The organism is Paenibacillus sp. FSL H8-0122, from assembly GCF_038005345.1.
Classification (GTDB): Bacteria; Bacillota; Bacilli; order Paenibacillales; family Paenibacillaceae; genus Paenibacillus_AQ.
Genome location: NZ_JBBOTB010000001.1, coordinates 2,496,969 through 2,523,354 on the forward strand (window position 1 = coordinate 2,496,969; position 26,386 = coordinate 2,523,354).

Sequence of the window (26,386 nt, forward strand, 5' to 3'; positions counted from 1 at the left end):
TCATCCGGACAGACCGGAGCTGTATCCCTTTGTATGTAGCAGCCCTAAGGGCTGAACGATTGTGCTGAACGATTGTTATGAAGGCATTCCTTCCGCACGCAGACGGCCGGCCTTCTCATAGACCTCCTGAAGCAGGCGGGCAGGCTGGGTACGGACCAGCGGCTTGGCGGCGACAATCTCATGCGGGCCGACAACTACGATGTTGTCTGCACTGCCTTTGATGACAGCGCCATCCTTGATTACAGCTCCTTCGCCGATAATGGCGTGTTCAATCAGAACACCGCGTCCAATACGGGCACCGGGCATTACCACACTCTGCTTGATTCTGCTCTGCTTGCCGATCTCTACACCGCTGAAGATGACCGAGCGCTGAGGGCTGCCTTCGAGCTGGCAGGTTTCGTGAATCAGGCAATCTGCTGAAGCAGCTTGTTGAGTGCGGGGTCTGATCGCAGCCAGCTTGGTGCGTTGTGCACGGCTGTACATCGGCCAGCGTGAGTTATCAAGCTGGAAGCCGTCTTCTTGCAAGAGATCCATATGAGCTTCCCAGAGGCTGCCAACAGTACCCACATCTCTCCAGTAGCCCTCGAATCGGTAAGCGAACAGTTCATCATTCGCATCCAGCATGGATGGAATGACATCCTTACCGAAGTCATGACCGGACTCCGCATTTGCGGCATCCCGCAGCAAATGAGCCTTCAAATACGCCCACTCGAACAGATAAATACCCATGGAAGCCAGGTTGCTCTTCGGCGCCTTCGGTTTCTCGGCAAATTCAGAGATCTTGAAATCTTCATCCACGTTCATCACGCCGAAGCGGCTCGCTTCATCCCAAGGAACCTCCATAACCGATATCGTTGCCTTCGCAGACTTGGCGATGTGATAATCCAGCATTTTGCGGTAGTCCATGTGGTAGATATGGTCTCCCGACAGAATAAGTACATGCTCCGGGTTCTGACTGTCAATATATTCAATATTCTTATAAATAGCATCGGCGGTGCCTGTATAGCTGTCTCTGCCTTCAATCCCTGAAGGGAGCAGCCTTACACCCCGGTCACTGCGGCTGTGCAGCCCCCAGGGCTCACCTTCACCGATATGCTGATGCAAGGACTCTGCTTCGTACTGAGTCAGTACTCCGATAGTATCAATCTTGGAATTCACACAGTTGCTGAGGGGAAAATCAATAATTCTGTACTGTCCGCCGAAAGGGACTGCAGGCTTAGCCATGCTGGAAGTCAACGGGGCCAATCTTCGGCCTTCCCCGCCTGCAAGAAGCATAGCGATACATTCTTTCTTACTCATGTGTTATCCCTCCCATTTTTTTGTCAATGCTTGTAATATACACGCAAGCTGGGCGCTTGAAACGGCATAGGTGAATTATATTGCTGCATATCTGCAAAAATTACATTTTTATTTTCAATATTCAGAAATTGCCCCGGCTTCGCTCAAAATCATTTTCAAAATCTATATATTCGGGTAATGTAATAGGTGCATCATATATCCTAAGGTGGTGATGATTTGGCCGATTTACCAAAAACAGAAAACCTCCCGTCCGCTGAAGATATTTATCTGTTCCATGAGGGCACGAATTATCGCAGCTATACGATGCTTGGCGCGCACATTGCCGTCCAAGAAGGGCAGGCCGGCGTTCGCTTTACCGTGTGGGCTCCTCATGCGGCATATGTAGGACTGGCGGGAGATCATAACAGCTGGGATGGAACATCCGATCTTGATACGTTATATAAGATACCCGATTCAGGATTTTGGAGTCGTTTTTTCCCGGGAATGGAGCCGGGAACTTTTTACAAATACAGGATTACAGGAGCAGATGGGACAAGCTTCCTCAAAGCAGACCCATATGCCTTCCACGCGGAAGTGCGTCCGGCCACTGCATCCGTTGTAGCGAATCTGGACGGCTACAAATGGGGGGATGCTGCTTGGCGGCGGAAGAGTAAAGGTCCGTATCAGGCACCCATGAATATTTATGAAATGCATCTGGGCACCTGGCGTCAGAAGGAGGACGGCGAGCTCTACACTTATCGGGAGATCAGCAGTCTGCTGATTCCTTACCTGAGCGAGATGAGCTATACCCACGTGGAGTTCATGCCGCTCGCTGAACATCCTTATGATCTGTCCTGGGGCTACCAGGGAACCGGTTATTTTGCGGCTACCAGCCGCTTCGGAGAGCCGCAGGATCTGATGTATCTGATCGATCAGCTGCATCAGGCAGGCATCGGAGTCATTCTGGACTGGGTTCCGGCCCATTTTGCCAAGGATGCTCATGGTCTGCGCCTGTTCGACGGTTCGCCGCTGTATGAGTATGCCGATCCGATGCTGGCGGAGAAGCCGGGCTGGGGCACCTTGTCCTTCGATTTCAGCAAGCCGGAAATCTCATCCTTCCTGATCTCCAATGCCTTGTTCTGGTTCGAGAAGTATCATATTGACGGCATGCGGGTGGACGCGGTTACGAGTATGCTGCGGCTTGACTTCGAGAAGGAACCCCATCAGTACCGGACGAATGAGCATGGCGGGCTGGAGAATCTGGAGGCCATCCGGTTCATTCAGCAGCTCAACCAGACGATCTTCCGGTATTATCCGAAGGCGCTCATGATGGCGGAAGAATCCAGTGCCTGGCCGGGCGTAACCTCGCCGGTGCATGAAGGGGGCCTGGGCTTCAACTACAAATGGAATATGGGCTGGATGAATGACACCTTAGGCTACATAGAACGGGATTTCGATTCGCGCCCTTATCATCATAATTTGTTGACCTTCCCGATATGCTATGCGTATGCAGAGAACTATACACTGCCGCTGTCGCATGACGAAGTGGTGCACGGCAAGAAGTCGCTGCTGGACAAAATGCCGGGGTCCTATGAGCAGAAATTCGCCGGTCTGCGCCAGCTTCTCGGATATCAGATCAGCCATCCGGGCAAGAAGCTGCTGTTCATGGGCGGAGAGTTCGGGCAATTCATTGAATGGAAGGATCAGGATCAGCTCGACTGGCTGCTGCTGGATTATGAGAGCCATCGCCGGATGCTGGCCTATACCGCTGCACTGAATAAGCTGTACCTTGCCGAAAAAGCCTTGTGGGAGCTGGACCATGACATGGCGGGCTACCAGTGGATCGATGCCGACGACAGCGGGCAGAGTGTTGTATCCTATATCCGCAGAGGCAAACGTCCGGTGGATACGCTGCTCATTATCATCAACTTCCAGCCGGTGGAGCGCCGCCATTACCGAATTGGCGTACCGCGCCCTGGCATATATGAGGAATTATTCAGCTCAGAGAACAGCGAATACGGCGGATCAGGCTTCCACAACGAGCCGCTGAAGAGCACCAAGACCGAGTGGCATAATCAGGTGAACAGTGTAGAGCTGACCCTGCCGCCGCTTAGCTTCGTGGTGCTTAAGAAGTCAGGCCGCAAGACCGTTTAAACGCAGGAAGTGTCCGAGTAAGCAACTATATAAGGGGGAGAATGGAATGAAAGTATTATTTGCCGCAGCGGAAGCCCATCCATTTATCAAAACAGGCGGACTGGCCGATGTCATCGGCGCTTTGCCGAAGGCCCTCAAGGCGGCCGGGGTCGATGTCCGGGTGATTCTGCCCAAATACAAAGGCATTCCTGAGAAGTATTCCGCACAGATGGAGCATGTCGCCACGCTGGAGGTCCCGATTGGCTGGCGCAATCAGTATTGCGGGATCGAAAAGGTGGTATTTGAAGGGATTCCCGTCTATTTCATCGACAATGAGTATTACTTCGGCCGTGACGGGATTTATGGCTATATGGATGACGGCGAGCGGTTCGCGTACTTCAACCGGGCGGTGCTGGAATGCCTGCCGGCCATTAGCTTCCAGCCGGATGTAATCCATTGCCATGACTGGCATGCTGCGGTAGTTCCGCTGCTGCTGCAGGCGCATTACCGGCATAATCCGTTCTACAGTGAGATGCGTACGGTATTCACCATACATAATCTCCTGTATCAGGGAGTCTTCCCGTATACGGTGCTGGGAGAGCTGCTGGGTCTGGACGACAGTTATTTCCTGGGCGTGGAGTATTACGGGAATGTGAATTATATGAAGGGCGGGATTGTTTACAGTGACCATGTCACCACCGTCAGCCCGACCTATGCTGATGAGATCCGGACCCCGTACTACGGGTATGGTCTCGATGGTCTCCTGACTGCGCGTTCTGACGCGCTGAGCGGCATTGTTAACGGAATTGATACCAAGAGCTATAATCCGTCCAGTGACAGTGCAATCTTCACCAAGTACCGTTCCAACCTGGCTAAGAAAGCCGAGAACAAGCTGGGACTCCAGCAGGAGCTTGGATTGCCGGTAGCCCCTTACATTCCTATGGTAGCGATGGTTACGCGTCTGGTGGATTCCAAAGGACTGGATCTGCTGACCCGTGTGCTGGATGAGCTGCTGTACTATGATGACATTCAGTTCGTGCTGCTGGGGACGGGGGATGAAGTCTACGAACGCTGGTTCCGCGAGGCCCAGTGGCGTTATCCGACCAAGCTGTCGTCACAGATTACCTTCAGTGATGCCTTGTCCCGCAAAATCTACGCCGCCAGCGACATCTTCCTGATGCCGTCCAAATTCGAGCCTTGCGGCATCAGCCAGCTTCTGGCATTGCGTTACGGCAGCATTCCGGTGGTCCGTGAGACAGGCGGACTGAACGATACCGTGCAGGCGTACAACGAATATACCGGAGAGGGCAACGGCTTCACCTTCAAGGATTACAACGCCCATGATATGATGCATACGCTCCGCCGCGCCGTATCGTTCTACCACAAGCCCGAGCACTGGAAAAAAGTAGCCAAAAACGCATTCTCCGGCGACTACAGCTGGAACGTATCCGCTCAGCAGTATATTGATATTTATAACAAGATTACTGTAGCTGCTGAGGAATAGTATTATTGATTTTGCTTTAAAAAAAGGCACTCACCCGATCAGCTTGAACAGGAGAGTGCCTTTTTGTGTTTAGGTGTAAGCTCAAGTATAAGGATAAGAATGCGGTATTTTCGATTGAAATTCTTTTAGACTCACGATCTGGTTCCCGGGATTCAATTCGATTAAGGAGACTCCGTCAAACGCATCGTTCACTGCATCATACTCATACTTAAAGTACCATTCAACCACAGTCATATGGCCTTGATGGATGAATTGCTTGATCGTCCAGTTCAATACGGTTCCGCGTGTATTCCAGTCCTCGAACCATAATAACAGGGTGCCTAATCCCCGGTACTGAGGACCGTAGCTTTCGGTATACACGATGTTCGGATCGAAGATGGTGCTTAACATAGAGCTGTCCTTGTTGATCCACGAATCAAAATATTGTCTGATCCGCTGCTCACGTTCAATCATTAGATCCCACCTCCACAATATGCCGGAACAGAATCCGGTACTCGTACGGCTCCAGCGCCACATTCATCATCCCGCGTTCCGGGGCTACTGCTTCGCCGGTCAGCGCATCCAGCCAGTCACTGGTCTCCATCGGGTGGCTGAGCGTGCGGGGCTGCGGCGAATTGTTCATCCAGACCGTGAAATGGATCAGCTCATCTGCACGCTCATAGACGATGCACGGGTCATGCTCGCAAGCCTGAAGAATCCGGAAGCGGCCTTCACGAAGCGCCTTATTCTCCTTGCGCAGATTAATCATCATCCGGTAAAAGCTATACAGCTCACGGTCCTGCTTGTCCAGGTCCCATTCCATACATTTGCGGCAATCCGGGTCCTCGTGGCCGGTCAGGCCAATCTCATCGCCGTAATAGATGCAGGGGGTGCCCATGAAGGTGAACAGGAAGACGACCGTCAGCTTCAGCTTCCGTTTGTCTTCACCAAGCACGGTGAGCAGGCGGGGAGTGTCATGGCTGCCGAGCAGATTGAAGACCACCTCGTTCGTCTGCTGCGGATAACGCATGAGCAGGCCGCCGATCCGGTGACCGAAGGTGATGCCGTCCATCCCGCCGTTGAAGAATTCCAGCACCGTCCCCGAGAAGGGATAGTTCATCACCGAATCGAACTGGTCGCCGAGCAGCCAGGTTAAGGAGTCGCTCCATACCTCGCCGACGATGTAGGCATCCGGGTTCGCGGCTTTGACCACCTTGCGGAAATCGCGCCAGAAGTGATGGTCCACCTCGTTGGCCACATCCAGCCGCCAGCCGTCTACCTTGATCTCCTTGATCCAGTATTCGGCCACCTCCAGCAGATAAGATTTTACTTCATGATTGGCGGTGTTGAACTTCGGCATATTGCCGTAGAAGCCGAACGTGTCATAGGTGGGAATACCGTCCGCAATCTCAGCCGGAAAAGAGTTCACATGGAACCAGTCCCGGTAGACTGAATACTCCCCTTTGGCCAGAACATCCTGGAAGGGCGGGAACTGGTCGCTGCAATGGTTAAACACCGCGTCAAGCATGACGCGCAAGCCCCGCCTGTGGCATTCCTCGACGACCTGCTTCAGCAGCTCATTATCGCCGAAATGAGGGTCGACTCTCCGGTAATCCACAATGTCATATTTATGGTTGGAAGGGGAGACGAACAGCGGCGTGAAGTAGAGGGCATTGACGCCCAGCTCCTGCAGATCATCCAGATGATCCAGCACGCCCTGAAGGTCGCCGCCGAAGAAATTATTCAGCTCGGGCTTGCCGCCCCAAGGCTGCGTGCCTTCCGGATTAATCAGGGGGTTGCCATTCGCGAACCGCTCGGTCATGATCTGGTAGAACACGGCATCCTTTGCCCAGGGAGGAACCCGGAACAAGTCGATCCCGTGGATATAAGGAAATTCGTAGAAGTGATTCGGCGGCGGGGGACACTCAGAGCGAATACCGTTATCAAGCAGATAGACCGTCTCCATCCCCTTACTCACGCGAAAAGTATAGCTAAGTCGCTTATACTTGGGCCGGACCGCCGCTTCCCAGTAGTCGAATTTGTCATCGGAGGCGGCCTTCTCCATGATAATATCATAAGAGGTATGCTGCCAATCGTACTTGTCGCCGGTCAGGGCAACTACGTAGTCCACATCATCTCGTTTGGTGCGCACACGCAGATGAATCGTTTCAGTATCATAGGCATAGGCCCATTTGTCACGGGGAACATGGTACATCGCTTCAAGCAGCATAGTAGCACCTCCTGTAAGTTGGGTGGAAGCTTGAGAAACATGCGATACTTCCTATATACGCCAGTGTAATGATTCGTGCGGCAATTGGAGATAATCTATAGTAGATAGTATTATATACCACCTTCATAGGATGTGCATTTTTTTGTCTTCGTAACAGGTTTTTGTCACAAATTCGTCTTTGCATATTCATGCGAAGTGTTTTATAATAAATCGGTCAATCGGTCAGTTAGTCATTGGGACAGATTAGAGATAGAATATAAATAGAGTAAGGGAGACGGAACAAATGAACAAATGGGGTAAACTTTCTATGGGGCTGCTGCTGGCAGCAGGACTCTTGGCCGGATGCGGCTCCAATAATGATAAGAACAACACCGCAGCAAGCGGAAATGGCGGAGCAGCAAGCACAGAGGCTCCTGCCAAGAAGCTGATTATGGGTACAAGCGCAGACTTTCCTCCATATGAATTCCACAAGATGGTTGAAGGTACAGATACGATTGTTGGTTTCGATATCGAGATTGCCAAGGAGATCGCCGCTGATTTGGGCCAGGAGCTGGAGGTTAAGGATCTTCCGTTCGACTCTTTGCTGAATGAGCTGGCGAGCGGCCGGATCGATATGGTGATCTCGGGACTTAGCCCGACACCGGAACGCGCTGAAGCTGTAGGTCTCTCGGACATCTACTATAAGGCAGAGCAGGCTGTCGTAGTGCGTGAAGCCGACAAGGACAAATTCGCCAGCATGGACGCACTGAAGGGCGCCAAGATCGGAATTCAGACCGGTTCCATCCAGGAGGGGATTGCCAAGGGCATCGAAGGCGCACAGCTGACCTCCCTCAGCAAAATCTCCGAAATCGTCCTGCAGCTGCAGTCGAACCGGGTGGATGCTTCCATCATGGAAGGACCTGTTGCCAAGTCCTTTGTGAAGAACGTCAAGGGCCTCGTGATCACGGATGCCAAGCCGGAGGTTGAAGATGACGGCTATGTCATCGGTGTGAAGAAGGGCAACACCGAGCTGCTCGATCAAGTGAATAAGACACTCGGACGCCTGAACTCCGAAGGCAAGATTGATGAATTCGTAGCGGCAGCAAGCGAGCTTGCTGAGAGCAAATAACACGCGAAGCCGCATATACGGTTAGCGGAGATCAAGATAAGCCCGCAGCCGGCTGCGGGATCATGCTCTACCATGCAGAAAATGGCGGTGATCCGCCGTTTTCTATTTTTTTGAGAAGAGGAGGGTTTGAGGGCAATGAATATATTCGATATGGCTTATGAGTACCGCAATTTATTCTTATCCGGTCTGCAGTACACACTGCTGCTTGCGGTGCTGGGGGTATTCTTCGGTTTCGTACTGGGCATCCTGGTTTCGCTCCTGCGGATGTCCAAATGGAGAATTCTGCGCTTTATTGCCACCGCATGGGTGGAATTCTTACGCGGGACGCCGATGCTGGTGCAATTGTTTCTGATTCACTACGGCCTGCCGGAGTTTGGTATTTCGCTGTCCCCGATTCAGTCGGGTGCGATCACACTTACGATTAACAGCTCCGCATATCTGGCTGAGATTTTCCGTGCCGGAATTCAAGGGGTGGACCGCGGCCAGATGGAGGCGGCTCGTTCACTCGGAATGAAGCAGGGTATGACCATGCGTTACATCATTTTGCCGCAGGCATTGAAGAACGTATTGCCTGCCATCGGCAACGAATTCATTACAATTATTAAGGAGTCCTCTATCGTATCGATGATTGGTGTAGCGGATCTGCTGTTCCAAGCCAGAACAATAACCACCATTACTTATGAAGGACTTAGTCCGCTGCTTGTGATTGCGGTCATGTATTTCGTACTAACATTCACACTATCCAAGCTGCTGGGTATATTGGAACGGAGGCTGAACACGGATGATCGAGGTTAAGAACCTGCGGAAGAGCTTTGGGAAGCTGGAGATCCTGAAGGGCATTGATCTGAATATTCACAAGGGAGAGGTCGTTGTTGTCATCGGTCCCAGCGGATCGGGTAAAAGCACCTTTCTGCGCTGCCTGAACCTGCTGGAGCAGCCCACAGGCGGGGAGATCAGCTTCGAGGGTGAATCCATTACCGCGAAGCGCCATGACATCAACGTGACCCGTGAGAAAATGGGGATGGTGTTCCAGCAATTCAACCTGTTCCCGCACAAATCCGTGCTGCAGAATATTATGCTCGCCCCGCTTAAGGTGAAGAAGCAGCAGGCTGCCGAGGCGGAGAAGTACGCGATGGAGCTGCTGCGAACGGTAGGCCTTGAAGACAAGCGCGATGCTTATCCGGCCCAGCTCTCCGGCGGACAGAAGCAGCGGATCGCGATTGCCCGGGCGCTGGCCATGCAGCCGCATGTCATGCTGTTCGACGAGCCGACCTCGGCGCTGGACCCGGAGATGGTCGGTGAAGTGCTGGAGGTTATGAAGCAGCTGGCCGTGGGCGGTATGACGATGGTGATTGTAACGCACGAGATGGGCTTCGCCCGTGAAGTGGGGGACCGGATCCTGTTCATGGACGGCGGAGTGATTGTGGAGCAGGGGACACCGGCAGAGGTGTTCGGTCATCCCAAGCATGCCCGCACACGCGATTTTCTCAGCAAGGTATTATAGAAGGCTGGTTAAATAACCCCACCATATGGGGTTATTTTATTTTGGCGGAGTGCACAATGGGTGATATAGTATACAAATGATCAATCTACTTGAAAAGGAGTACATACAGATGAGAGATGATCTTTGCCGGATCGGCATTATTGATATTGGTTCCAACTCTATACGGCTTGTAATTTATGACACGACGCAGGCAGGCGGCTACAAAATCATCAAGGAATGTAAGTACTCTGCCCGTTTGAGCGAGAAGATTACGAAGGAGGGCAGGCTGGAGAAGAAGGATATGGATACGATCATACCTGTTCTTCAGCAGTTCAAGGAGATTTGTGATGATTTTGAAGTAGAGAGAATCCGCGCAGGCGCCACCGCCGCCATCCGGAATGCAGCGAACTCAGCGGAGATCATCAGCTATCTGTCAGAGGCCTCGTCGATTCGGATTGAGGTGGTCAGCGGATATCAGGAGGCGTATTTCGGCTTCCTTGGGGTGATTAATGCTTTTGACGTCCAGGATGGCTTCGTGATTGATATCGGCGGTGGCAGTACCGAGGTTACCTTATTCCGCGGACGGCGTTATCAGCAGAGTATCTCGTTCCCGTTCGGTGCGGTCAACACAAATCAGATGTTCAGCCAGGGCGGCAACTGGAATGCGGATCAGATCCGCAAGCTGCAATTATACGTAACCGGCAGGCTGGTGGAGCATGACTGGCTATCGACGGGCACAGGACTTCCGCTATACGGGCTGGGAGGAACGCTTCGCTCACTGGCTAAGCTCGATCAGAGGAACCGCGATTATTCGCTGCCTAATTCTCATGGTTACGCGCTGGAGCACGAGACGATCGAACGGTTCATGGAGGTTCTGCCTGCTACTTCGTTTGAGAAGCGCAAGGACCTGGACGGGCTGTCCAAAAGCCGGGCGGATATCATCGTGTCCGGGCTGATTATTTTCCATACCGTCTATCATTACATTGGTGCCAGCCGGGCGCTGATTAGCGGCGAAGGCCTGCGTGAGGGCATGCTGCATGATCTGCTGGAGCCGGAGCAGCCGGTGCGTGACAGCGCGCTGGAGTACAGTCTGGATACGATTATCCGCTTCGATATCCGTACCTCCAAGCGGCATCTCGACCATATCAACAAGCTGGCGCTGAGTCTGCTGGGGGCCTTTGAGCGGGAAGGGAACCGGGAGGAGCAGGAGATGCTGGTCTATGTGGCGATTATGCTGCACCGGACAGGCTCTAACATTAATTATTATCAATCTAAGCGGCACACCCACTATTGGCTGATGAATTCACCCATCCGGGGACTGACGCACCGCCAGCTGATTCTTAGCGCGTACATCGCTTCCTACAGCACAAAAAGCCGGAAGCAGAAGCTGTCCCTGATGCATAAGGACATTTTGCTGCCTTCCGACGAGGAATGGATTCATAAGCTGGGTACATTAGTGCAGTTAAGCATTGCGCTTGACAGCACCGAGATCGGCATTGTCAGCGGGCTGAAGTCCCGTCTGCATAATCATACGCTGGATCTGGAGCTTCAGGGCGGACAAGTGCTTATCGGCCTGGAGGACATTGAGAATGCACTCAAAGCCTTCAGGAATGCTTGGTCGGTGAAGGTAAAGCTCGGCTTCCCTTCCAGCGGGTAACATCCATAGCGGCGAACTGGCTCCGGAGCGGGGCCTTTTTGTCGTCGATCCGTTCATAATATCCGTTGGGCTGAAGGAAGCTGGATTTGACATTGTCCATCAGCGACAGCTCCAGAATCTTGACAATCTGATCGCGGATACTGCTATCCTTCACCGGACACATCAGCTCGATCCGCCGGGTCAGGTTACGTGTCATCCAGTCGGCACTGGACAGGTAGACCTCGGGATCGCCGCCGTTCTCGAAGTAATAGATGCGTGAATGCTCCAGGAAGCGGTCCACAATGCTGCGGACCGTAATGCGCTCACTGAGGCCTTCAATTCCCGGACGCAGACAGCAGACTCCCCGGACGATCAGATCTATAGATACTCCAGCCTGGGCAGCGCTATACAGATAGTCAATAACCTCCTGGTTCGACAGGGAGTTCATCTTGGCGATAATCCGGGCAGGCCGGCCTGCGGCGGCATGCTCCGCCTCACGCAGAATCAGCTTCTGGAGCGACAGACTCATATTGGTCGGTGCTACGATGAAGGAGTTCCAGTTGTAATTGGCAGAGTAGCCTGTCATCTGATTGAACAGCTCTGACGCATCCAGGCCAATCTCATGATTGGCGGTGAACAGGCTAAGGTCGGTATAGGCCTTGGCCGTGCTGTCATTGTAGTTGCCTGTTCCTACATGAACATAACGGCGCAGCTCCGAGCCTTCCTGGCGGACGATCAGCGTCACCTTGGCATGGGTCTTGAGGCCGACGAGACCGTAGACCACGTGGCAGCCGGACTGCTCCAGCTTACGCGCCCAGGCGATGTTGCGTTCCTCATCGAAGCGGGCCTTCAGCTCCACGACCACCGTAACCTGCTTGCCGGACTCGGCCGCGTTGGCGAGGGCAGTGATCAGCGGAGAATTGCCGCTGACCCGGTACAGCGTCATTTTGATCGCCATCACTTGCTCATCCTCGGAGGCCTGGATAATGAAATCCGTCATCGCATCGAAGGATTCGTACGGATGATAGACCAGCACATCACGGCTGCTCAGCACCTCGAAGAAATCCTCATTCTCATCGAATTCTGCCGGATACATCGGCTCGACAGGCGGATTGAGCAGATAGCTGAAGCCCTTCAGACTGCTGGTGAAGCTGCGCAGGAACCCTAGATCAAGCGGACCCTCAATTTCGAAGAGGAAGTCCTCCAGCTCAAATTCAGCCTGAAGCTGCTCCAGTGCATAGGGATGGATGCCTTTCTGGACCTCCAGACGGGCAGGCACGCCGCGGCGGCGTTTGCGGAGCTCCTTCTCAATCTCCTCCAGCAGATCCTCCGCGCCTTCTTCATCTATCGTCAGGTCGGAGTTGCGGGTCAGGCGGAATTCACTGACAGCTACCGGATCATAACCGCTGAATAAGGTCTGAATATGATGGCGGATCACATCTTCAATGAATACGAATTGCCTTTTTTTGCTGTTCGAGCGGTGAGGCAAGGGAATGCAGCGCGGCAGATTGGACGGAATCTGCAGAATGGCGAAGTAAGGCTCATCCTCCTGGCTGTCCTTGCGTGTCAGCACGACAGCCAGATAGATGAATTGGCTGTGAACCAGCGGGAACGGACGGCTCTGGTCCACAGCCATCGGAGTCAGCACAGGGAAAATAATATCACGGTAGTATTCCTCAACCGACAGCTCCTGTGCCGGTGTCAAGTCTTCATAATCAACGAATACAATGCCCTCTTTGTGCAGGCTGCGTGAAATATCCTTAAAGGTGCGGTACTGGTCGGCGACGATTTTGGTCACCCGTTTGCTGAGGCGTTTATAGAGGCCGGAGGGCGTGTAGCCGGTAAAATCTTTTTTGGTATATCCCGCCCGGATCTGATCCTGGATGCCCGCTACCCGGACACTGATGAACTCATCCAGGTTACTGGACACAATGGCCAGGAATTTGGCCCGCTCAATCAGCGGGTTCTCCGGGTCCTGTGCCTCGCCGAGCACCCGGCGGTTGAACTCGATCCAGCTGAGGTCACGGTTAAGATAGGCTGTTGCAGGACTGATATTGTTGATTTTTTTCTCATCTGTATTCACGTTCATGGACCCTCCAAGTTGCTTCAATGTCTAGTTAAGATATCGTATTCTTTCATTCTACTATTTGCTTAAGCGAGAAATGTTAAAACTGTGTAAAATTTTTGCGAATATTCAGGAAACATGGCATAATTCTGCAGAGTCTCTTCATAATGATTAAGAATATGTAATATTTGCATCCTTGATAACGCTTTATTAGGGCTAATTATTTCCAATATCCACAAAAACATAGCCAATGGTTACAAAGTTGTGATATATTCATTACTGTTAGTTTACAAACCGCTCGTCACCATTGAAGGAGGCAATTCATGAAACTCAAGATCAGAGCCATCACCGCCCTGGCGGCCGTACTGGGACTCGGCACCTTGCTTCACGCAGCTCCCGTTCAAGCCGACAGCGTACATATCGCTGGAGAGACTACAACCTATTATACTCTATCCAATCATTATGGCATAAGTGTAGAAGAGCTTATGAATGCGAACCCGCAGATTTCAGCGCTAAATATCTATCCCGGGCTGAAATTCACCATTCCGGGTGATGTTCAAGCCAAGACTGTGGCAGCAGCCAATACGGCAGCAGCTTCAGTAGAAGCTGTGGACGCTGCAGAAGTTCAAGCCTTGAGTGTGCAGCCGGCAACCAACACTGTTCAAGCCTGGGGCAAAGAATTCAATTATGCCAAAGTGCTGCAGGTCAAGGCTTCCGCCTATTCCTCGGCAGCCAGCGAGAATGGCAAGTGGGGCGCAGTCGATTATTTCGGCAATACGCTGAAGCTCGGAACCATCGCCGTTGACCCGAGCGTGATTCCGCTGGGGACGAAGGTGCTCGTAACCGGGTATACCCATCCGGGCCTTCCGAAGCAAGCCTTCGTAGCTACAGCCACGGATATGGGAAGTGCGATCAAGGGCAACAGGATCGATATCTTTATTCCGGGCAGCCAGAGCTTTGTAGCCAATTTCGGTTATCAGTATGTACATTTATATATTATTGAATAAACCGATAATGATAAGTTGCACCATTGCAAGCATAACAAGTATTAATGAAAAGGAAACAAAACCAGGCAGCTTCCGCCGGTTTTGTTTCCTTTTTTGTTACCCTGCTTATCAAGCGGCTATTTGCTCTTGCTGACCTGGAGCATCTGGGGAACGGTTACGAAGCTGTATCCGCGCTGGCGCAGATTGCTGATAATCTCGGGCAAGGCCTGCAATGTTCCCTGAAGATTACTGCCCCTGCCGCCGCCCCCGTGCTGAAGGATGATGGCCCCTCTGCCGGCCCGGGAGAGGATGTTATGCTTGACCTGATTTTTGGACAGCCCTCTCCAGTCGAGCGAGTCGACGTTCCAGTTCACCAGCTTATAGCCATGCGCCTTCGCCCATTTAAGCTGCGGCTCGTTGATGTCGCCATACGGCGGGCGGATCAGCTTCGGCTTGTATCCGGCCAGCAGCTGCAGAATATTCTCCGTCCGGATAATCTGGATGCGGAAGGCATTCATACTCAGCTTGCTGAACTGGGGGTGATTATAGGAGTGATTGCCGATAGCATGACCTTCGCGGATCATCCGGGCTACCAGGGCGGGATGCTTCTCCGCACGGCTGCCGACCACGAAGAATGTAGCTTTGACTTTATATTTGCGCAGCACATCCAGGAGCTGCGGGGTGAAACGCGGATCAGGCACATCATCGAAGGTGAGAGCGATCATTTTGCGGCGGGGACCCTGGGTCTTGAGAGTCTCCGGGTATTTGCGCAGCAGCTGGCTGAGGGAGAGGCCTTTGCTTTTTTTATGGCGCTTTACTGAAGATTGGGAGGCCGCTGATCCCGCCGGTACCGCCGTTTCCTCTTCAATAGAAGCTTGTGGCCGGGAAGATGGCAGGATCTCTTGTGCCGGCACTGGCGCAGGACTATCTGCCGCTGCAGCAGAGACAGACACAAGCTCCGCAGCCGGTGCAGACAGGGCCAGGGCAATGACGGATATGAGCAGCACAATGCGGCGGAATTTTACCAGTTTCATCGGAACGATGCCTCCTCCAACCACGGGTCCGGTTAGTTTAGAATATAAGGTTGTTATTTCCATGCAGCCGTGAATTTATGCCCTACGTGCCGCGGAGCATTCAAAGATTTATCACATCCGCAAATCGTTGTATACTGAAATGGATCATAGATACGGGAAGGATGGAGACAAGAATGACCGATTTGTTTGCACCTTATGAACTGAAGGCTCTGACCCTGAAGAACCGCGTGGTTATGCCGCCAATGTGTCAGTATGCGGTTGAGAAGCAGGACGGTATTCCAACGGATTGGCATCATGTGCATTATGTCAGCCGTGCGGTCGGCGGAACAGGCTTCATTATTGTAGAGATGAGCGGGGTTCATCCGGACGGACGGATCTCGAATCAGGACACGGGGATCTGGGACGATGGACAGATTCCGGCGTACAAGCAGTTGACGGAGGCCGTTCATGCCTATGGAGCGAAGATAGCGATTCAGCTCGGTCATGCCGGTCGCAAAGCTGTCGATGCCGCCCCGCCGGTTGCTCCTTCAGCGATTCCGTTCGACAGCAACTATGCAATGCCCAAGGCGCTTAGCCGTGAAGAGATCGCCGGGCTGATCACCGCCTACCGGGAAGCAGCGCGCCGTGCGGTTGAAGCGGGATTCGATACCGTCGAGCTGCACGGAGCCCATGGATACCTCATTCACCAGTTCCATTCCCCGCTCTCCAATGTCAGGGACGATGAGTATGGCCAAGATCCTATCCTGTTCGGGGAACAAGTGGTGGAGGCGGTGCGTGAGGTGCTGCCGGCTGAAATGCCGCTAATCATGCGGGTCTCCGCCAAGGAATACGTCGAGGGCGGTTATGATGAAGCTTATGCGCTGGAATTCTGCCGCCGCTACAAGGAGGCAGGGGTAGACCTGTTCCATGTATCCTCGGGCGGGGAAGGGCCGATAGGCTCGAATGGAGGCCCTGATGCGGGGCCGGCTTATCAGGTGGGGCTTGCCGAATACATACGCAGCGGATTACAGGTTCCTGTTATCGCAGTCGGGCGTCTGGAGTCGTATGAGGAAGCGCAGGCGGTGATTACGGAAGCGAAGGCAGAGCTGGTAGCTGTAGGCAGAGGTATGCTCAGTGACCCGTACTGGGCACTTCATGCTGCGGAGGCGCTGGGCGGAATTAATACGTCCGATCTGCCCGTACCTTATTTGCGCGGAATCTGGAATAAGAAATAGAGGGCATCATTTGTGAATAATGTCACAGATTTTAAGTTCCTTCTAAGGCATGGTTAATAAGATTAAATTTGAAGGAGCTTGATAACGTGGCGACGGTGATTAGTAATGAGCGGCTGGCTGAAGGAGTGTACCACCTGGCAGTTGAAGGGGGGAACAGCGGGGAGATGGGTCAGTTCTACATGCTGCGGGCATGGGGAGCCTATCCGCTGCTGTCCAGACCGCTTAGCATACATCAGGTGAATGATAACGGTGTTGAATTCTTGTATCACGTAGTAGGTGAAGGAACAGAGATCCTTGCCGGACTGAATCCGGGCGATCCGCTGGAGCTGGAGGGACCGTTCGGCACAGGCTTCCCGCAGGTCGAAGGTAAGGTAGCGTTAGTGGGCGGGGGGATCGGAATTGCTCCGCTGTATTATTGTGCGCAGAAGCTTCCAGGGAGTGATATCTATCTCGGCTTCAGCCGCGAGCCGTTCCGTACAGAAGCCTTCCGTCCTCTGGCTGCTGAGCTGACCGTTGATGTAGGCGGACTGATTCTGGACAGCGTGGATTTCTCGGCGTATGACCATATCTTCGTCTGCGGCCCGCATCCGATGCTGAAGGCTGCACAGCTCAAAGGCAGCGCTCCAGATCCTGCGGGTAAGCACCCTGACGTCTATCTGTCACTGGAGAACCGGATGGCCTGCGGAATCGGCGCTTGTCTGGTCTGCAGCGTCTCCTGCAAGGACGGGCAACGCAAAGCCTGCGCAGATGGTCCTGTCTTCCTGGCTGAGGAGGTACTGTTCCATGATTAATACAACTGCAACGATTGCCGGTGTGTCCTTCAAGAACCCGATTGTAATGGCTTCGGGTACCTTCGGCTTCGGCCGTGAGTATGGCCGGTTATACGATGTGTCCCTGCTGGGCGGAATCTCCGGCAAAGGACTTACGCTTCATGCCAAAGCCGGGAATCCCGGAATCCGCGTCTATGAGACGCCTTCCGGTATGCTGAACAGCGTAGGGCTTGAGAATCCGGGAGTTGAGGCCTTTCTGGCCAAGGAGCTGCCGTATTGGGAGACGCTGGATACCGCACGTATCGTGAATCTGGGCGGCAATACGCTGGCGGATTACGTACTGGGCGCGGAGCTGATCCAGCGGGATGCGGATGCCCGTCTTATGGCCGGGAAGCCGGCCGTGGATATGATTGAGCTGAATATCTCCTGCCCGAACGTGAAGGAGGGCGGGATTGCTTTTGGTGTGAAGACTCCGGCAGCCCAGGAAGTGGTCCGTGCGGTACGGGCGGCTACAAGTCTGCCGCTGGCCGTGAAGCTGTCGCCGAATGCTGAGGATATCGCAGAGATGGCTGTGATGTGCGAAGCAGAAGGCGCGGACGCCGTCTCTCTGATCAACACGATCTCCGGGATGAAGATTGATGTCCGCCGCCGCCGCAGTGTGTTCAATAACCTCTATGCGGGACTGTCCGGACCAGCGGTTAAGCCGGTAGCTCTGCGTATGGTGCATCAGGTATCCCGCAGGGTAACTATTCCGGTGATCGGCATGGGCGGCATCACTTCGGCCACGGATATTATTGAATTTATTATGGCGGGAGCGACTGTTATACAGGTTGGAACCTACAATTTCATGAATTTGCGGGCGGGCAGCACGCTTGTAGAAGAATTACAGCAGTTTATGAAGGATGAGAATATTTCCTCACTGGATGAGATCCGTGGTATTGTATAGGCAGCAAGCCGGTTTGCAATGATCTTTTTGCCGCAGAATGAGAGATCTCTACAGCCTATGGTTAATATAAAGGGAGGGGTGTTCTGCTTGACAACGAATCTGGTGCATCCTGACGATATTGTGCTGTCCGAGACCGAGGTGGGCCGTGATCTGCTGCTGCTGATTACCGGGGGAGTGCGCCATATCGGTGCCGCAAGCACGGCGTACATGGACGGAGAATTCGCGCGGGTGATGACCTCTGCCGTTCCCCATCATAAGGAGCATACGATCAGTGAAGCCATTGCGCTGAAGGCTGCTGCCGCATTGAACCGGACAGTCACGGTTGTGATGGGCATTCACTATGACGATCTGAGCAAAGAGGGCATTCTTGCGGTCGTAAATATTGTGAATGATAAGGTGGAGCAATATTTAGTACAGAAGGCCGGAACAAATTTTTGAAACGATCCCCGTCTCCCTGCGTAAAAGATACCATTGAACAACTAACTTTTATTTTGGAGGAATGAACGATGTCTATATTTAAAAGATTGCGTGATCTGACCATGTCCAATGTGAATGCGATTATCGATAAAGCGGAAGATCCGGTTAAAATGACCGACCAGTACATTCGTGACATGACGGAGGATCTGGAGGATGCCGAGAAAGCGGTAGCTGCCCAGATCGCAATTGAGAAGAAATTCAAACAGCTGTACGAAGAGCAGGAAGCGCTCGTGAACAAGCGTAATCAGCAAGCTCATGCAGCCGCACAAGCCGGTAACGCCGATCTGGCCCGCCGTGCCCTTGAAGAGAAGAAATCGGCAGAAGCCAAGCTTGTAGAATACAAGACCAGCTTCGACCAGAACAAGGCTTCCGCCGACAACCTGCGCGGCAAGCTTGACGAAATGCGCAAACAGCTTACCCAGATGAAGAACAAGCGGGAGACACTCGTTGCCCGTTACAACGCTGCGAAGGCACAGACCGAAATTAACAAAGCGATGAGCGGCTTCAGCTCCGACTCTGCTTCTGCCGGACTCAAACGGATGGAAGACAAGATGCTGCAGGCCGAAGCACAGGCAGAAGCCAGCAACGAGATGAGCTCGGGCAACAAATCGCTGGATGATGAGTTCGAGAAGCTGGGCAAAGACCAGGCGGTTGAAGATGAGCTGGCTGCGCTGATGAAGCAATACGAGAAACAATAAAATACGGGCTTAAGCCGGACTTTAGGCTGATGGTCACAGGCGAAGGGGAGACAGAACCAGCGGTTTCTCCTTCGCTTTATGTTTGTCTTACCTGTTAGGAAATATGAACAAGCGGGGGCTGGAGTAATGGATTTCGATACCCTGGTGTCCATGGTAGTATGGACGGTCAGCGGCGCAGTACTGCTGTGTGTGCTGATGCTCGTGGATTCGCTGTTTACCCGTTATAATGATATGGAGGAGCTGAAGGCAGGAAATATGGCCGTGACTACCCGGCTGGTGTTGAAGCTGCTGTCACAAGGCTATATTTTATCGGCATCCATTGCTGCGGCGAACCGGCTCGGGACCGCCCTTATCGTCTCTATAGTATCTTTTATCCTGTTATTCGTACTGGAGAAGACGGTAGAGCAGCTGCTGAGCCGGTGGGGGAACCTTGAACTGGATCACGGCACCCAGCTTGGCAAGGTCGGCTACGGGCTGATGGCAGGCTCGCTGCATGTGACGGGAGCCTTGATTATTGCGGCCTTTATTCGCGGATAAGAAGAAGGAATAGCGTACCAATCTGTAGGAGGATGATGGCTTTGGGTCTTTGGAAAAGAATCGGCAATCTGTTCTCGAAGCCGGAGGCGCCTAAAGCGCCCGCAAGCATGCTGACCCTGTCTCCCGGAGATATCTGTGAGGTCTCCCTGGTCACCTATGAAGTGACGGGCCGGACGAAGACAAGCGGCCGTAATGCAGTTGTACTGACGCTGCGCGACGGGAGCCGGATCGCCTATCTGTATATAGAAGAGCGGGAAGAGCTGCAATACAGATTGTATCACCCGATAGACGGGCGTCTGGACAGTCCATCCGAGGTTCCGGCTACGTTGGAGCTGGATGACCGGACCTTTTATCTGGAGGAAGAATATGAAGGATATGCCGCCGTTACCGGGCAGACGCCTTATATGAACGGCGGGGAGCAGCATGTCTGGCAATACCAGTCAGATGATTCGCGGCTGCTGCGCGTGGAATGGCAGAATGGACGGTTTATGCTCTATGAGGGTGAAAGTGTCCTTTCGGCTGATGTCAGAGTGATCCGCGCATCTTAAGCTGAACTGAAGCAGGGGCGGCTGCGCTGCTGACTGCGGAATAGAATCACAATGGAATAAGGGATGCATGCGCTTGTTACAGGCCTGTGCATCCCTTTTGCCATGCCTTCATGTTAGAATAGGGCGTAATTGGTTTAATGAGCAGCAATCTACCGGAGAAGCAGAAGGAGTGAATTCAACAGTGACTAACCGAGAGAATCATAACAAGGAATCTAGCGAGGAAAATAACAAGCAATCCAATAAGGATTCCAATAAGGATTATAGTAATGATAAATTTCAGCGGTCAGCGCTTCAGGTTGCAGAAGCTCAAAGCAGGCTGAAGCCGTATGCTGCGCTGCTTGCGCCGGAAGCTGTACCCCTGCATCTCAGCAGCGGGCGTTATCTGGCTGAGCCGGTTGCTGCACCACATCCCTTTCCGGCATTTGACCGCTCCAGTATGGACGGCTTCGCCGTGATTGCGGCAGATACTTTGGCGGCAGGAGAGCCTGACACGGTGTGGCTTGAAGTCGTCGATGTCATACCCTGCGGCGCAATAGCCTCCAGAGAGATTACGGCTGGCACTGCTGCGCGCATAATGACGGGAGCGCAGATTCCAGACGGCGCAGATACAGTGATTATGATGGAAGCCACGGAGAGCCGGATGGAAGCTGGAGTCACTTATGTCGGTATCCGCAAGCCGCAAGAGCGGGGGCAGCATATTACTCCTTGCGGGCTGGAGCTTAGTACAGGTGATCCAGTGCTTCCTGAAGGGACTCTAATCGGCGCTGGCGAAATTGCTGTTCTGGCAGCGCTTGGAGTGCCGGAGGTTCCTGTACGCCGCAGGCCCAAGGTGGCGGTCTTCGCTACCGGAACTGAGCTGCTGGAGGTGGACGAGCCGTTAGTCCCGGGCAAAATCCGCAACAGCAACTCCCCCATGCTGGAGGCGCTAATCCGGGAAGCGGGCGGGGAGCCCGTGATGCTTGGTGCGATTATCGATGATCTGGAGCTGGCCCGGAGTAAGGTGCAGATGGCACTGGAGAGCTATGATCTGGTGATTACTACCGGAGGCGTATCCGTAGGGGATTATGATATTATGGGGGATCTGGTCCGTGAGCAGAGCGGAGAGATGCTGTTCAATAAAATAGCCATGCGCCCCGGCAGTGTCACTACAGCTGCTGTTCGCGGCGGGAGCATCCTGCTTGCCTTATCCGGCAATCCGGGTGCCTGCTTCGTAGGATTCCAGCTGTTTGCCCGTCCGGTCATCGGGCTGATGCAGGGTGCAGTACAGCCGTATCTGCCGGAGTGGACAGCGGTGCTGGGTGAAGATTATAAGCGGGCCAACAGCTTCACCCGCTATGTCCGCGCCCGTCTCGAGATCCGCGAAGCAGTTCTCTATGCTTATCCAGCCGCCGTGGACGAGTCATCCGTCACAGTTACGATCAAAGACAGCGATTGCCTGATCGTCATCCCGCCGGACAGCGGACAATTATCTGCCGGTGACAAGGTAACTGTGCTGAAGCTGCCGGGTGAGATCAGGGTGGAGGGGCACGGCAAGTCTCAGCATTTCTAGTATTGACCGGTCAGCAAAATGACAAGTCAAATGACAAACCAACTAAATTTTAATTATTAAAATTCATCATATGAAAAATTCATAATAGAATCGCAAAACCCGGTCATTTATCTGGATACCGGTAGCTGATTGTATTTCCTGCAATAGAAAACACATACTTGACCGTGAAATGAGATTCTATTGTATTTCATACAGTGGAATGTTGTGTTTTGGATGAAAAAGGGCCTTGGTACAACATTCAATTGTACCGAATACAATAGATTCTTTTTCGAAGCCGTTTTTACCGCGTTCTATTGTACAAAATACATTTGCTGTCGTTCCAGCGTCTAAAGCACCTAACTAACTGCTGCTTTGAACTCAAAATTAGTTAAAAATTCAATACATGAAAAATTCACAATAGTAAGTTCAAAACCTAACCCAAAATACTACCCAGCAACCAACAAGCAGGACCACCCAATCGCACGACAGCATCCAACGCCGTAACTGCAAAACCCGGTCATAAAGGTAAAAAACAAGACCCTCCCGTTCTCTAATTGGGGTCAGTCCCTAGACAGAAACGGGAGGGTTTGTAGGGTTCGTAAGTGGTCAACTTAATCTAGCCTATATGTGTTAACGTTCTACTTCAATGATTACTGGGCCGTTAAAATCAACGGTCCATCTTCGGTGATGGCAATGGTGTGCTCATACTGCGCGGACAGCTTGCCGTCAGCCGTTCTTGCGGTCCATTCATCATCGTCGATGGTGATTTGGTATGTGCCTTCGTTAATCATGGGCTCAATCGTAAATACCATACCTTCTTTGAGTCGGAGGCCTTTGCCTGCGGTGCCGATGTGCACGTAGTTCGGCTCCTCATGCAGGCTTCGTCCGATGCCATGCGCCAGCAGATCGCGTACGACCGAATAACCATGTGCTTCGGCATGCTGTTGTATGGCCGATGTGATGTCACCCAGCCGTCCTCCCGGAACAGCCCGGGCGATCCCCAGATCGAGGCACTCCTTCGTTACCTGCATTAATCTCTGCGCCTCCGGCCCAATCTCACCGACAGCGTAGCTCATGCATGAATCTCCGAACCAACCCCCGTATTGCGCAACGATGTCCAGCTTCAGCAAGTCGCCTTCCTTCACGACCCGTCTGCTGGATGGAATCCCGTGTGCTACCACATCATTAATGGAGATGCAGGTCTCGGCAGGGAATCCGTTGTAGCCTTTGGTGAACTGCTTGCCGCCTAGCTTGGTGATATGTTTTGCCACAAAGTCATTAATTTCAAGCGTAGTGATTCCGGGTACAATCCGCTTGGACACCTCACGGTAGCAGTCGGCCACAATTTGGCTGGCTTGCTTCATCTCTTCAATTTCTCTGGGGGATTTAAGAATAATCATGCTGTGTGTATCCGCTCCTTCATCCTTTAATAGTTTCAATCTTTTATAGTTTAAGAACCCTGACGATCTCCGGTGCCTCTTCATTCAGCTGTCCCCGCCGGAGGGACAAAGCAGCACAGCCAACCAGAGCGGCTAACAGCATCTCTGTATATTGTAATCCAGACGGCGCATCGACTACTGTCCCTCCAGGAGAATGTGATTCCTCCGTAAGTCCAGTGCCAAGCATCATGGACAGCGGGGTCAGCACCTCCCGCCGGAACTCGGCAGTAAGCGGGGAAGAGCGGGCTTCAGGCAGGGAAGGGAATCCCTCACCAGCCTGCTTACACAGCAGATAGATAGCGTGATCCTCCGCCCATAGCTGCAATAGCCGCACCCCGGCGGCAGAACCCTCCAGCGTGATCTTTAGCGGTAGCCCGGGCTCTGCCATAGACGGGGACTTCAGCCATTCCCCGGCCCGGTCGAGCGCATCCCATAACAAGTCGTGAAGCAAGTCACCCTTATTGCTGTAATAATGATAGACCGTACCATAACCTAGACCGGCCTCCGCAGCCACATCCCTGATTTCTAATAAAGGCCCTTTATTCAAAAATACGTCCGCTGCTGCTTTGCGGATCTGCACCAGCCGCCGCAGCCGGATATCTTCGTTCTGTTCCTTCGTGCGGGGAGTCATCTTATCCGTTCACCTCATTTATTTTAGACCTGCTGTCATGTCAATATAAAACATCGGCAGGCAAATGGCAAGGGAAAATCGTTGAACCAACCCTCTGGACGACACAAAAAAAACCGGATAGAACATCATCCGGTTAATTCTCCTCAAGCCCAGTGCTCCGGATGCCTTAAGGATTCCGGCAGCTTGGTAGACGGGCTGCCTTGCGCAGCTTGCAGCTGCGCCTGGGTCAGGAAGAGGCTGCCCCGCAGATCGGCTCCGCGCAGATTCGTGTCGCGGAAGTCCGCGCCAATCAGATCGGCGAACCGCAGGTCCGCGCCGCTGAGATCCGCAGCGATCAGATACGCGCCCCGTAAGCTGAGGCAGCGGAGGTCGGCTCCGCGCAGCTTGGCCCCAATGAGATCGGCCCCGCGTCCATAGTTCTTCTGGCGCTTCGGAGCCGGGGAGAGCTGCTTGCGGGCAGCGGTGCGCGCCAGCTCGCTGGCACGCAGCAGCAGCTCGTTGACTTCAGCGCGGTGCAGGGGCACTTCGAGCTGAAGCAGCTTGTCCGGGCTGAGCAGGGTGAAGGCCTGCGTCTGCTCCAGCATTTTGATAAGCGAATCATGCAGGGTCTCGGCCCCGCGCAGCGTGAGTGCCTCGTGCAGATACCATAGCAGCTCATGCAGCTGGCGCATTACAGGAAGAACCTCGAACATCTGTCCTGCGGTCTCGGGAGCCTGACGCCAGTCGCGTCCGCCATAGGTCAGATTGGAGATTTTCTGCCCGGCCCCGAAGCAGTCGTACACGGTGCAGCCCCTGAAGCCGCGTTCTCGCAGCTCAGTATGAATGCCGCAGAGGAAATCTTCCCGCAGATTGGGACAGGGCTGTCCGGCAGGCTTGTCTATGGCGAAGTCTGAGGATGCAGAGAAATGAAGTGCTGCGCAGCATAGCCCGAAGCAGTTCAGGCAATCCGATTGCAGCTCCGGCAGTCCGGGATTCGTAGGGAATTCAGTAGATGAATGATTGTCTAACAAACGTATTCCTCCAAAAAATAAATGAGATTAACATAGCGGTCATGCAGCTTACTGCGGCGGTTCATTGTCCATACGGCGTTCAATCGCCTCCGACATCGTTTTATCTGTGAGATGGGCATAGATCTCGGTAGTCTCCGTAGAGGCATGGCCCAATTGTTCCTTCGTCCGGTAGATGTCATTCTGCAGGTAATAATCGGTGGCAAAAGAGTGCCGCAGCTTATGCACGGTCAGATAAGGCTTGCCGAAACGTTTGGCGTATTTGATGATCATCTCCTGGATCGCCCGTTTGGTCATCCGTTTGCCTTCTTTGCTGCCGTTGGGCAGGGCGATGAAGAGCGCTTTTTCCCGTTTCGGCGTCTTGTACCTGCTCTGGCGGAGGCTTAGATACAAGCTGAGATCATCCTTCGACTGTTCCCGGAAATAGACCGGGGTCTTGAAGGTCTCGTCGTTATGACCCTTGCGGAAGACATAGAGCAGCTTATTGTTGACATCCAGATCATCCACGTTCAGGTTGACCACCTCGGAGACGCGCAGGCCGGAATTCAGAATCAGACTGGCAATACAGGCATCCCGTTCACGGTTAAGCTGCCAAGAATAATAAGCCTGCTTATTGGCTTCCACAGCTGTGCCATATCCTTCATAAATGTAGCCAACGAACTCCAGCAGCTCCTCGTCCTCCAGAATTTTACCTTTAAGCTTGGCGGCGGTGTCCTTCGGTTTGTGAATGCGTTTGATCTCAACCTTCGCCATAATGTTACGCTTCAGCAGCGGGTAGAAGTTCTCATCCTCGGCAATCTGGCTCAGATAATGGAACAGCGAGCGCAGCGCAGACAGCTTACGGGAGACGGTCACCCGCGAATTGGCATTCTCAGCCCGGGTGGTCAAGTGCAGACGGTAGCCGACAATGCTGTCCATATGCAGCGTCTCCAGCTCAAGCAGGGTGATGTCAGCATTGCTGGCCGCAACAGAGAGACCTTCACCCCGCAGCCAGCCGAAAAAGGATTCATAGTCCCGGATATACTCCAGCAGCGTGGAGGGGGACAAATCCGGCCGTTTATAGTCGATAAACTGCTGGACAAACCAGGGCATCTGCGGCAGCCGCTGATCCAGGTTTGCCCGGTCGGTCGCTTTTTGAATACTGATGAGCTTCAC

24 protein-coding genes are annotated in these 26,386 nt (G+C 53.1%); 15 read left to right on the top strand and 9 right to left on the bottom strand.

Going from position 1 to position 26,386, the window contains the following annotated elements; all coding sequences use genetic code 11:
- Window positions 1-75 precede the first annotated feature (75 nt).
- On the bottom strand, window positions 76-1,299 hold the full coding sequence (locus NSS64_RS10990) for a glucose-1-phosphate adenylyltransferase (RefSeq protein WP_076079318.1): 1,224 nt from the start codon (window positions 1,297-1,299) through the stop codon (window positions 76-78).
- Between the two features lie 216 nt (window positions 1,300-1,515).
- On the opposite strand from NSS64_RS10990, the gene glgB reads away from it, so the two are divergent.
- Window positions 1,516-3,432, top strand: coding sequence for a 1,4-alpha-glucan branching protein GlgB (gene glgB, locus NSS64_RS10995; protein WP_341140086.1), 1,917 nt, complete (start codon window positions 1,516-1,518; stop codon window positions 3,430-3,432).
- A gap of 46 nt (window positions 3,433-3,478) precedes the next feature.
- Window positions 3,479-4,915: a glycogen synthase GlgA gene (glgA, locus tag NSS64_RS11000; RefSeq protein ID WP_340940325.1), complete on the top strand. Its 1,437-nt coding sequence runs from the start codon at window positions 3,479-3,481 to the stop codon at window positions 4,913-4,915.
- Between the two features lie 81 nt (window positions 4,916-4,996).
- Here the strand turns inward: glgA and NSS64_RS11005 are convergent, their stop codons facing one another.
- Complete coding sequence (locus NSS64_RS11005) at window positions 4,997-5,368, bottom strand: nuclear transport factor 2 family protein (protein ID WP_341140087.1); 372 nt, start codon at window positions 5,366-5,368, stop codon at window positions 4,997-4,999.
- Window positions 5,361-7,124, bottom strand: coding sequence for an alpha-glycosidase (locus NSS64_RS11010; protein ID WP_341140088.1), 1,764 nt, complete (start codon window positions 7,122-7,124; stop codon window positions 5,361-5,363). Before NSS64_RS11010 ends, NSS64_RS11005 begins: the two co-directional genes overlap by 8 nt.
- A 283-nt stretch (window positions 7,125-7,407) precedes the next feature.
- Between NSS64_RS11010 and NSS64_RS11015 the strand changes: the two genes are divergently transcribed.
- The 4 genes from NSS64_RS11015 to NSS64_RS11030 all read left to right on the top strand — a co-directional run bounded on the left by NSS64_RS11015 (window position 7,408) and on the right by NSS64_RS11030 (window position 11,372).
- A complete protein-coding gene (locus tag NSS64_RS11015) occupies window positions 7,408-8,232 on the top strand; it encodes a transporter substrate-binding domain-containing protein (protein ID WP_209873716.1) in 825 nt (274 codons plus the stop codon).
- Window positions 8,233-8,367: 135 nt separating this feature from the next.
- Complete coding sequence (locus tag NSS64_RS11020) at window positions 8,368-9,027, top strand: amino acid ABC transporter permease (RefSeq protein WP_076079313.1); 660 nt, start codon at window positions 8,368-8,370, stop codon at window positions 9,025-9,027.
- Window positions 9,014-9,736 carry an amino acid ABC transporter ATP-binding protein gene (locus tag NSS64_RS11025; RefSeq protein ID WP_341140089.1) on the top strand — a complete coding sequence of 241 codons (723 nt, stop codon included), beginning with the start codon at window positions 9,014-9,016 and terminating at the stop codon, window positions 9,734-9,736. Before NSS64_RS11020 ends, NSS64_RS11025 begins: the two co-directional genes overlap by 14 nt.
- A gap of 109 nt (window positions 9,737-9,845) precedes the next feature.
- On the top strand, window positions 9,846-11,372 hold the full coding sequence (locus NSS64_RS11030; protein ID WP_340993171.1) for a Ppx/GppA phosphatase family protein: 1,527 nt from the start codon (window positions 9,846-9,848) through the stop codon (window positions 11,370-11,372).
- Here the strand turns inward: NSS64_RS11030 and ppk1 are convergent.
- Window positions 11,320-13,440, bottom strand: coding sequence for a polyphosphate kinase 1 (gene ppk1, locus NSS64_RS11035; protein ID WP_340993170.1), 2,121 nt, complete (start codon window positions 13,438-13,440; stop codon window positions 11,320-11,322). The two genes, NSS64_RS11030 and ppk1, sit on opposite strands and share 53 nt — an antisense overlap.
- A gap of 299 nt (window positions 13,441-13,739) precedes the next feature.
- On the opposite strand from ppk1, the gene NSS64_RS11040 reads away from it, so the two are divergent.
- The gene (locus NSS64_RS11040) at window positions 13,740-14,423 is read left to right on the top strand and encodes a 3D domain-containing protein (RefSeq protein ID WP_341140090.1); all 684 of its coding nucleotides are present in this window, start codon (window positions 13,740-13,742) and stop codon (window positions 14,421-14,423) included.
- Window positions 14,424-14,539: 116 nt separating this feature from the next.
- Here the strand turns inward: NSS64_RS11040 and NSS64_RS11045 are convergent, their stop codons facing one another.
- Window positions 14,540-15,436 (bottom strand): polysaccharide deacetylase family protein, encoded by an 897-nt coding sequence (locus tag NSS64_RS11045; protein ID WP_340940338.1) that lies wholly within the window; start codon window positions 15,434-15,436, stop codon window positions 14,540-14,542.
- 173 nt (window positions 15,437-15,609) lie between these two features.
- On the opposite strand from NSS64_RS11045, the gene NSS64_RS11050 reads away from it, so the two are divergent.
- The 8 genes from NSS64_RS11050 (at window position 15,610) to NSS64_RS11085 (ending at window position 22,175) form a co-directional block, all read left to right on the top strand.
- Window positions 15,610-16,650 carry an NADH:flavin oxidoreductase/NADH oxidase gene (locus tag NSS64_RS11050; RefSeq protein WP_341140091.1) on the top strand — a complete coding sequence of 347 codons (1,041 nt, stop codon included), beginning with the start codon at window positions 15,610-15,612 and terminating at the stop codon, window positions 16,648-16,650.
- An 86-nt stretch (window positions 16,651-16,736) separates the two neighbouring features.
- Window positions 16,737-17,441, top strand: coding sequence for a dihydroorotate dehydrogenase electron transfer subunit (locus NSS64_RS11055; protein ID WP_340940340.1), 705 nt, complete (start codon window positions 16,737-16,739; stop codon window positions 17,439-17,441).
- Window positions 17,434-18,366, top strand: coding sequence for a dihydroorotate dehydrogenase (locus tag NSS64_RS11060; protein WP_341140092.1), 933 nt, complete (start codon window positions 17,434-17,436; stop codon window positions 18,364-18,366). Before NSS64_RS11055 ends, NSS64_RS11060 begins: the two co-directional genes overlap by 8 nt.
- Before the next feature lie 87 nt (window positions 18,367-18,453).
- A complete protein-coding gene (gene lpdD / locus NSS64_RS11065; protein WP_339248860.1) occupies window positions 18,454-18,804 on the top strand; it encodes a prenylated flavin chaperone LpdD in 351 nt (116 codons plus the stop codon).
- 68 nt (window positions 18,805-18,872) lie between these two features.
- The gene (locus NSS64_RS11070) at window positions 18,873-19,541 is read left to right on the top strand and encodes a PspA/IM30 family protein (protein ID WP_340753376.1); all 669 of its coding nucleotides are present in this window, start codon (window positions 18,873-18,875) and stop codon (window positions 19,539-19,541) included.
- 126 nt (window positions 19,542-19,667) lie between these two features.
- On the top strand, window positions 19,668-20,078 hold the full coding sequence (locus NSS64_RS11075; protein WP_036726501.1) for a DUF350 domain-containing protein: 411 nt from the start codon (window positions 19,668-19,670) through the stop codon (window positions 20,076-20,078).
- Between the two features lie 41 nt (window positions 20,079-20,119).
- On the top strand, window positions 20,120-20,626 hold the full coding sequence (locus NSS64_RS11080; RefSeq protein WP_036695414.1) for a DUF4178 domain-containing protein: 507 nt from the start codon (window positions 20,120-20,122) through the stop codon (window positions 20,624-20,626).
- 181 nt (window positions 20,627-20,807) lie between these two features.
- Window positions 20,808-22,175 carry a molybdopterin molybdotransferase MoeA gene (locus NSS64_RS11085; protein ID WP_341140093.1) on the top strand — a complete coding sequence of 456 codons (1,368 nt, stop codon included), beginning with the start codon at window positions 20,808-20,810 and terminating at the stop codon, window positions 22,173-22,175.
- A gap of 629 nt (window positions 22,176-22,804) precedes the next feature.
- On the opposite strand, the gene map is transcribed toward NSS64_RS11085, so the two are convergent.
- The 4 genes from map to xerS all read right to left on the bottom strand — a co-directional run bounded on the left by map (window position 22,805) and on the right by xerS (window position 26,377).
- Window positions 22,805-23,554, bottom strand: coding sequence for a type I methionyl aminopeptidase (gene map, locus NSS64_RS11090; RefSeq protein ID WP_341140094.1), 750 nt, complete (start codon window positions 23,552-23,554; stop codon window positions 22,805-22,807).
- 43 nt (window positions 23,555-23,597) lie between these two features.
- Window positions 23,598-24,224, bottom strand: coding sequence for a TetR/AcrR family transcriptional regulator (locus NSS64_RS11095; RefSeq protein ID WP_341140095.1), 627 nt, complete (start codon window positions 24,222-24,224; stop codon window positions 23,598-23,600).
- Between the two features lie 143 nt (window positions 24,225-24,367).
- Window positions 24,368-25,234 (bottom strand): pentapeptide repeat-containing protein, encoded by an 867-nt coding sequence (locus tag NSS64_RS11100; RefSeq protein WP_341140096.1) that lies wholly within the window; start codon window positions 25,232-25,234, stop codon window positions 24,368-24,370.
- A 48-nt stretch (window positions 25,235-25,282) separates the two neighbouring features.
- Window positions 25,283-26,377, bottom strand: coding sequence for a tyrosine recombinase XerS (gene xerS / locus NSS64_RS11105; RefSeq protein WP_340944526.1), 1,095 nt, complete (start codon window positions 26,375-26,377; stop codon window positions 25,283-25,285).
- Window positions 26,378-26,386: the final 9 nt, after the last annotated feature.

What these genes read in the sequence shown, in the direction of transcription:
- NSS64_RS11050 (WP_341140091.1), top strand. Translation starts at nt 15,610, where the DNA reads ATGACCGATTTGTTTGCACCTTATGAACTGAAGGCTCTGACCCTGAAG.
- NSS64_RS11045 (WP_340940338.1), bottom strand. Translation starts at nt 15,436, where the DNA reads ATGAAACTGGTAAAATTCCGCCGCATTGTGCTGCTCATATCCGTCATT.
- NSS64_RS11040 (WP_341140090.1), top strand. Translation starts at nt 13,740, where the DNA reads ATGAAACTCAAGATCAGAGCCATCACCGCCCTGGCGGCCGTACTGGGA.
- map (WP_341140094.1), bottom strand. Translation starts at nt 23,554, where the DNA reads ATGATTATTCTTAAATCCCCCAGAGAAATTGAAGAGATGAAGCAAGCC.
- NSS64_RS11015 (WP_209873716.1), top strand. Translation starts at nt 7,408, where the DNA reads ATGAACAAATGGGGTAAACTTTCTATGGGGCTGCTGCTGGCAGCAGGA.
- NSS64_RS11070 (WP_340753376.1), top strand. Translation starts at nt 18,873, where the DNA reads ATGTCTATATTTAAAAGATTGCGTGATCTGACCATGTCCAATGTGAAT.
- ppk1 (WP_340993170.1), bottom strand. Translation starts at nt 13,440, where the DNA reads ATGAACGTGAATACAGATGAGAAAAAAATCAACAATATCAGTCCTGCA.
- NSS64_RS11020 (WP_076079313.1), top strand. Translation starts at nt 8,368, where the DNA reads ATGAATATATTCGATATGGCTTATGAGTACCGCAATTTATTCTTATCC.
- NSS64_RS11075 (WP_036726501.1), top strand. Translation starts at nt 19,668, where the DNA reads ATGGATTTCGATACCCTGGTGTCCATGGTAGTATGGACGGTCAGCGGC.
- NSS64_RS11060 (WP_341140092.1), top strand. Translation starts at nt 17,434, where the DNA reads ATGATTAATACAACTGCAACGATTGCCGGTGTGTCCTTCAAGAACCCG.
- glgA (WP_340940325.1), top strand. Translation starts at nt 3,479, where the DNA reads ATGAAAGTATTATTTGCCGCAGCGGAAGCCCATCCATTTATCAAAACA.
- NSS64_RS11095 (WP_341140095.1), bottom strand. Translation starts at nt 24,224, where the DNA reads ATGACTCCCCGCACGAAGGAACAGAACGAAGATATCCGGCTGCGGCGG.
- NSS64_RS11025 (WP_341140089.1), top strand. Translation starts at nt 9,014, where the DNA reads ATGATCGAGGTTAAGAACCTGCGGAAGAGCTTTGGGAAGCTGGAGATC.
- NSS64_RS11005 (WP_341140087.1), bottom strand. Translation starts at nt 5,368, where the DNA reads ATGATTGAACGTGAGCAGCGGATCAGACAATATTTTGATTCGTGGATC.
- NSS64_RS10990 (WP_076079318.1), bottom strand. Translation starts at nt 1,299, where the DNA reads ATGAGTAAGAAAGAATGTATCGCTATGCTTCTTGCAGGCGGGGAAGGC.
- NSS64_RS11010 (WP_341140088.1), bottom strand. Translation starts at nt 7,124, where the DNA reads ATGCTGCTTGAAGCGATGTACCATGTTCCCCGTGACAAATGGGCCTAT.
- NSS64_RS11030 (WP_340993171.1), top strand. Translation starts at nt 9,846, where the DNA reads ATGAGAGATGATCTTTGCCGGATCGGCATTATTGATATTGGTTCCAAC.